At 36.0% G+C, this 6,972-nt stretch carries 3 protein-coding genes and 1 pseudogene; all 4 read left to right on the top strand.

All coding sequences use genetic code 11. The features are described 5' to 3' along the window. Positions 1 to 918 (top strand): annotated as a pseudogene (locus Q0910_RS10080) (hypothetical protein); the annotation flags it as partial. 66 nt (positions 919 to 984) lie between these two features. Then, the gene (locus Q0910_RS10075) at positions 985 to 1,932 is read left to right on the top strand and encodes a hypothetical protein (RefSeq protein ID WP_299215572.1); all 948 of its coding nucleotides are present in this window, start codon (positions 985 to 987) and stop codon (positions 1,930 to 1,932) included. Between the two features lie 15 nt (positions 1,933 to 1,947). Then, entirely contained in the window at positions 1,948 to 5,751 is a 3,804-nt protein-coding gene (locus Q0910_RS10070; protein WP_299215570.1) for a Calx-beta domain-containing protein, read from the top strand. A gap of 9 nt (positions 5,752 to 5,760) precedes the next feature. Next, entirely contained in the window at positions 5,761 to 6,921 is a 1,161-nt protein-coding gene (locus tag Q0910_RS10065; RefSeq protein ID WP_299215568.1) for a gliding motility-associated C-terminal domain-containing protein, read from the top strand. Positions 6,922 to 6,972: the final 51 nt, after the last annotated feature.

Raw genomic sequence — 6,972 nt, 5'->3', positions numbered from 1 at the left:
ACAGGTGCTACCGGACGTACAGGATTTACGGGTAGAACTGGTTTCACAGGTGCTACTGGAAGAACAGGATTTACAGGAGCAACAGGTAACCAAGGACCTAATACTTTTGAATATGATTTCAATACTGCAACAGCAGGAAATGTAATTGCAGGTGAATATCGATTTGACTCTGCTAATTATAATACTACAACCCAAATAGTTATTCATCCTAATGATTTAAATGGTATAACAACTGATGCTTTTATACAAAACCTGGAAACAAATTCTGCTATATTGGTTAGAGACCCAGCGGATCTATCAAACTTTGTTACATATACTGTAGATTCATTACCTACATTTAATGGAACTAATTGGGAGATTGATGTTACTTTCCAAGATGTAACTACTGGCTTACCATTACCAGGTAGTGGAGATACTAGATATATCAACTTTACACCAGCGGGAGCACCTGGAGATCCATCTACAGATGATCAAAATGCTTCTGAAGTTCCATTAAGTCCGAACTTAGATGTAGATAATGATGGAGCAAATGAAGTAAATGTTCAACAAGCACTAACTGATTTAGCCGCATTACCTCAGATATGGGCAGCAGGTAGGCATAATGCTGATGAATTAAGTGGAACCGCTTCAAAACCTGTTTATAATGCAACCATCACTCGTGTAAGTCAAGGATTGTTTGATATTACGTTCCCTGATATTGGAAGCACTAATTATATAATACAGATAACACCTGAAGATTGTGGTGGTAATTGCCCCGATAATGGAGGAGCTGGTTATGATGATCCTACGGTTGGATATATAGCTTCTACTATTTCCTCAACTGGATTTAGAATAAGAGCAGGGGATAATGATAATGGTACTACAAACTTGGATTTAGCAGATCTAGGGTTTATGTTTACAGTAATTAGATTACCTTAATTTATTAATGTTTCAATATTTTTAAAATTTAGTAAGCTAAAGATTAAATTTTTCAAGATCTAAAACATGAAAAAGATATTTTTTTATTTATTGCTTATTTTTTTTGTGTCCAATTTAGGTGCACAAATAGATGCTGGCAACCTCCTAGGGCTTCCAACAGCAACTGATTTCGCAGAAATAACCGGGATCGTTGGCCCACAAATTGGAGCTATAGTTTATAACTTAGGTGATGATAATCTATATCGATTTACAAGTACAGGATGGCAAATTATAAACGGAGAAAACATTTATAATACAGATGGAACATTAACAGCAAATCGCGCTGTAAACATGGTCACCAATACATTACAATTTAATACAGACCTATCTTCTGGTGAAAACATCACTTTAAGAAGAACAGATAATTCGAATCAAATAGGTTTGGCTTTTAGGAATTCTGGCAATGCTTTTGATGCTGCCATTATATTAGATTCCGGAACTAACAATGGTCTTTCTTTTAATACTATTGGAAATGTTTCTTCTGCTTCTACATTAGGGCTTGCTATGAAAATTCAAGATGATGGTGAATTAGAGTTACCAGTGTATGGAGAAACAACACCTAATTTCGAAGGCACTGCAACAGCTACCAAAGCCTTAGGTGTTAATACTGATGGATCCGTAGTTGAGTTGAATACTGCTAAGTCATCCAGAATATTCTACCCTCCTTCTATTGCTATTGATGCTAGTACTATTTCGGCAAATACGGCAGCTCCCGGAGACGAAAGTATCAATTTATATGATCAGTATATAGAGCAATTCACATTAGCTAATGCAGCTACGTCTGCATCAAGTACAGGATCGCCTGGTACTATACCAACATATTTAGCCAATGAATTATACTATTATGTAACATTTTTTGACCCAGCGGTTTTTGCTAATGTTGCAATAGATGCAAACGGAGAAATGACCTATGATATCATAGGTACTCCAGCCGATTTTAATTCTTTAATTAATGTAGTTTTTGTAGTAAGATAAATCGAAAATAGCCCAGTGAAAAAACTAAAAAAAAACATATCCTATTTTCTTTTAACATTGGTAATTACTTTACCAAATAGTAATTTGTTTGGGCAAACCACTTTTGCTGATAATTTTACCACTCAAGCCTATAATAGAAATGATGGTACTGGAACATGGTCAACTAATTGGGTAGAAACAAATGACGATGGTTCACCTATCTTTGGTGATACTTTTATTTTTCTTGGTACCTCAAACGGTAATACCAATGTTTTAGCTTTTGTTGGAAATGGTGCTGATAATAATGGTGGGCATGGGATAAATAGAACTCTTGATCTTACTGGTGCCTCTTCTGCAACTATTAGTTTTGATTGGGCATCTAATGGTTTAGATGCTTTTTTTAATGAAGAATTAGGTATTTTTATGTCCAATGACAACGGAGCTAATTTTACCCAAATAGGCTCTGGAACTATTGTAGAAACTAATACAGGAACCTTTACACAAGATATTTCTGCTTTTATATCTGCGAATACGGTTTTTCGTCTACAGGTTATTGGCGGTAATGAATCCTTTGAAGGAACCGAATTTGCTTTTATAGATAATTTAGTTATCTCAGCTGTATTAGGTCCTACCGTAGCAGTTGAGGATCTGACTGTTAATGAAAACATAGGATTAGCGACCATTACTGCGCGACTTACAGGTGGCACAGTGACTGGAGGTTTTTCTGTAGATTATAATACAGTAGATAATACTGCTTTTGCCGATTCTGATTATACTACATCCTCAGGTACTCTAAATTTTATTGGAAGTCTTAATGAACCCCAAACATTTACAATTCCTATTATTAACAATGTTTTTGGTGAAAACGCAGAAACCTTTTTTGTAAACTTGAGTAATATCAGTAATACTTCAGTTGGTACACAAAATGGGACAATAACAATTAATGATGATGGCGACCCTGCCTTAAATGATGATGTTACCCTGACTTTATTCGATGAATTTAACGGATATTATGATTATGCGCTAACTGCAGGTACTTTGAGAACAGAAGATGAAACCGGTGATCCCTGTGCTATTACAACTTCTTCCGCAAATACCTTAACCACAACTATACCAGCAGGTTCGACCATAGAAAAAGCATATTTAACCTGGGCACATTCCAGTACTGCTGCAGATGACGTCATTCTCTTTGAAGGACAACCTGTTACAGCAGATGTAGTTAATACAGCTTTTGGTCTTTATCATGGGATGGTAAGTGATGTAACCTCTATCGTTCAAGGTGTTCCGGATCCTTCCTCCAACACCTATGATTTTTCTGGACTTAGTATTGACACTACTGATGACATTTTTGGATATTGCACGGGTACTGCAGTATTTGGTGGATGGGCCTTATATATCTTTTATACGAATCCCACATTGCCAGCTGTAAGTATTAATATGTACAATGGTTTTGATGGCCAAGTGAACACCACCACAGATTACACATTAAGTGGTTTTTTTGCTATTGGCTCCACAGGTTCTAAAACTTCTGTTTTATCTTGGGAAGGAGACCCACAACGAACAGGAAATGAGGTGATTTCTATTACAACTACGGCCGGGACAACTAACCTTACGGGAGATGGAAATAATATACCACCTCTTGAAAGTGTATTCAATTCTACAATATATGATGATACTCCAATTCTTCCCGATCCACCAATAAACGATTCTTCTTTATTTGGTTTTGATTTGGATACATATGACATTTCTTCTCTAATTACTTTAGGAGAAACTACAGCCACTACTAATATTCAAACTGGTGGTGATTTTGTATTACTAAATTCAGTTTTATTAAAAGTACCCAGTAATTTGATAACAGGTACTGTTTTTGAAGATGTTAATTATCCTGGAGGAGTCGGAAGAGATCTTGCTTCATCTTTTGGTATTGGTATTGAAGGAGTTACGGTAGAACTTTATGATAACACTGGTACTTTGGTAGATTCTGACATCACTGATGTAAATGGTGAATATAATATCGGTGGAATGGCTAATGGAACCTATAGCCTACGAGTGGTAAATGGCACTGTAAACTCCACAAGAGGAGGTGGAACAGCATGTACTACTTGTTTACCCATTCAAACATTTAGATCTACTTTTGCAGCTAGTACACTTGGGACAGTAACTACTGAAATTGGTGGTGCGAATCCTGCTAACGAAGATGTCGCTGCAGGTACACTTGTTGGCGCCCAAACAGTATCTACAATCACAATATTAAGTGAAGGAGCTGTTGATGTAGATTTTGGTTTTAATTTTAATACTATAGTTAACACTAATGATGATGGACAGGGATCACTAGGTCAGTTCATTATAAACTCTAATAATCTGGATGAAACAGGATTAGATATAGATACAAATAGTATTTTTGATCCAGCAGCAGGAGAAGATACATCCATCTTTATGATCCCTCCTACTGGAGATTTATTTGGTAGAACCCCAGATGCTAACTTTGCGAGTGGTTTTTTTGATATCGATTTACCAAATAGCGATCCTCTTGATGTCATTACTGATGATGCTACACATATTGATGGTCGAACACAGACAGCATATTCTGGAGATACAAATACGGGAACGGTTGGATCTGGAGGAACCACTGTTGGAACTTCTGCAACCACGTTACCAAATTACGATTTACCTGAAATACAAGTACGTAGTGATAATGGTGATGTTATACAATTACAAGCTTCTAACCTTGTCATTAGAAATCTAGCCGTTTATGGAGGAAATAGAAGAGCTATACGCCAAGATTCTGGTACAGGAAATCTAATTACTGAAAATCTACTAGGAGTTAATGCATTAGGAGTACTTGGTCCTGTTGGTGTAGGTAGTTATGTTGATGATGGATTTGAAATTACCGATGGAACGGTTACTATTGATGGCAACTATGTTGCTTCAAACACTGATTTTGGTATTTCTGTTAATGGAGGAACTTCAACACTTATTCAAAACAACCATATTACCAATAATGGTTTTCGAGCTTGTGAATACAATATCAGAATAAATAATGGTAGCGGAGTTACGATACAAAACAATCTTATAGATAGTTCCGCTTCAACTGGAATTTTCGACAACCAGGGTAATGTAACAATAACAGAAAATACAATAACTACCGCTGGAAGTGATAATGGTTGTACTGAGTTAAGTGGTATCAATTTAGCAGAAAACAACTCCTCTGTAACTAATAATGTCATTAATGCTAATGGTGGGTCAGGTATCATATTAACAGGTGGAACAACATCTGGAAATCTAATATCTCAAAATTCTATATATGCTAATGGAACAGTTGCTGACGCCTTAGGAATTGATATCGCAAATGATGGAGTAACAATAAATGACACAGGTGATGCTGATACTGGACCAAACGGTAGTCTTAATTTTCCTATTTTTGAATCAGTAACAATTTCAGGTACCACTTTGAAAATTGTTGGTTGGTCTCGTCCTGGTGCGACTATAGAAGTTTTTCTCACAGATATTAATCAAGGAACAGCAACCCCTGGAGATAATCAATTAGGGCTAACACAAGATTATGGTGAAGGTCAAATATATTTAGGTTCTGGTGTAGAAGGAAGTGGTGCTGATACAGATAATACTACATCGCTATACACTGGTAGTGATGGCAATACAGATAATACAAATAGGTTTAACATCAGTATTACGCTGGGATCAATAATTCCTCCGGGAAGTATTATTACTTCAACAGCTATAGTATCTAACTCAACTTCAGAGTTTGGAAACGGTTTTGCTGTTGGAGCAGCGACTATCATTACAAATAGAAGAATCACCTATAGAGTCAGACCAAACTAGGTGAATAAAATGAAAAAAATAATATCTACATATCTGTTTTTGTTTTCGCTTGTATTAAGTGCTCAAACTGCATTTCATAACTTTGGAAATGTACAAATTCATGATCAAGGTCAAGTGGGGTTTCATTTGGATTTAATAAACGATGGAGATTTTGATCAAAATGTGGGATTTACTGGTTTCTACAATCAAAATAGCTTAACAATTTCCGGAACTAATCGTCCTATTTTCTACGATATGGAAATTGATGTATTAGATGACTTATTTCTGGAAGTTGCCGTTGGGATTAATAATTTTCAGGAATTTACTAACGGAAGAGTTTTTACACCAAGAGATCAAATAAATGTTTCTCTGGATTACCTTAATGACTCTCCTTACTTAGGAGAAAACAACGATCGTTATGTTGATGGTTATTCGACTATCACTGGTCAGCTTGATTTTTCATTTCCTATTGGTGATGATTTTCGTCATAGACCAGCTCGCATAGAGAGTCAAGCAGCCAATAACACTGCTCGAGCAGCTTATTTCTTCGAAAATCCAAATTTCCCTAATTTTTTCTCAGATAATTTTGATACAAATAATTTTGGTGATTTGTTATTTGGAATTAGCATTTTTGAGTTTTGGGACGTAGATGGAGATCGAGAAACCAGGGTAACGCTAACTTGGGATACCAATAGTAATATTCCAACCTTGGTCAATGATTTAGCCGACTTAAGAGTTGTAGGATGGGATCCAAACTTAGAAGAGTGGGTTAATCTTGGAAATACTGCAATAACCGGAGATCTTGATACCGGTGAAATTACCTCTGACTTAATCATCCCTAATGATTATGTGGTACTTACCTTTGGTACTTCTAACAGAATATTAGATGACGACCTAGAAGTATTTACTGCTGTTTCTCCAAACGGAGATGGATTTAATGATACCTTTGTCATACAAGGACTAGCACAATTCCCAGATAATGAATTGTTTATATATAATCGTTGGGGTGTATTGGTCTATAACCGAAAAGCGTATCACGAAGTTCAACAAACTTCGGAAGCTTTTAATGGTATTTCCCAAGGTCGAGCAACTATTGCAAAAGGAGAAGAATTACCAGTAGGAACATATTATTATGTCTTATTCGCTAATGGAATAAAAGATAGAGCAGGATATTTATATATTACGAGATAATAATCCTTCTGCATTATAAGTTGCAAAACACCTAACTGTCGATTAAAATAC

It is taken from the genome of uncultured Aquimarina sp., from assembly GCF_947495315.1.
GTDB lineage: Bacteria > Bacteroidota > Bacteroidia > Flavobacteriales > Flavobacteriaceae > Aquimarina.
The sequence above is the reverse complement of the archived record's forward strand: the minus strand, read 5'-3'. Positions and strand labels throughout refer to the sequence as shown.

What these genes read in the sequence shown, in the direction of transcription:
- Q0910_RS10065 (WP_299215568.1), top strand. Translation starts at nt 5,761, where the DNA reads ATGAAAAAAATAATATCTACATATCTGTTTTTGTTTTCGCTTGTATTA.
- Q0910_RS10075 (WP_299215572.1), top strand. Translation starts at nt 985, where the DNA reads ATGAAAAAGATATTTTTTTATTTATTGCTTATTTTTTTTGTGTCCAAT.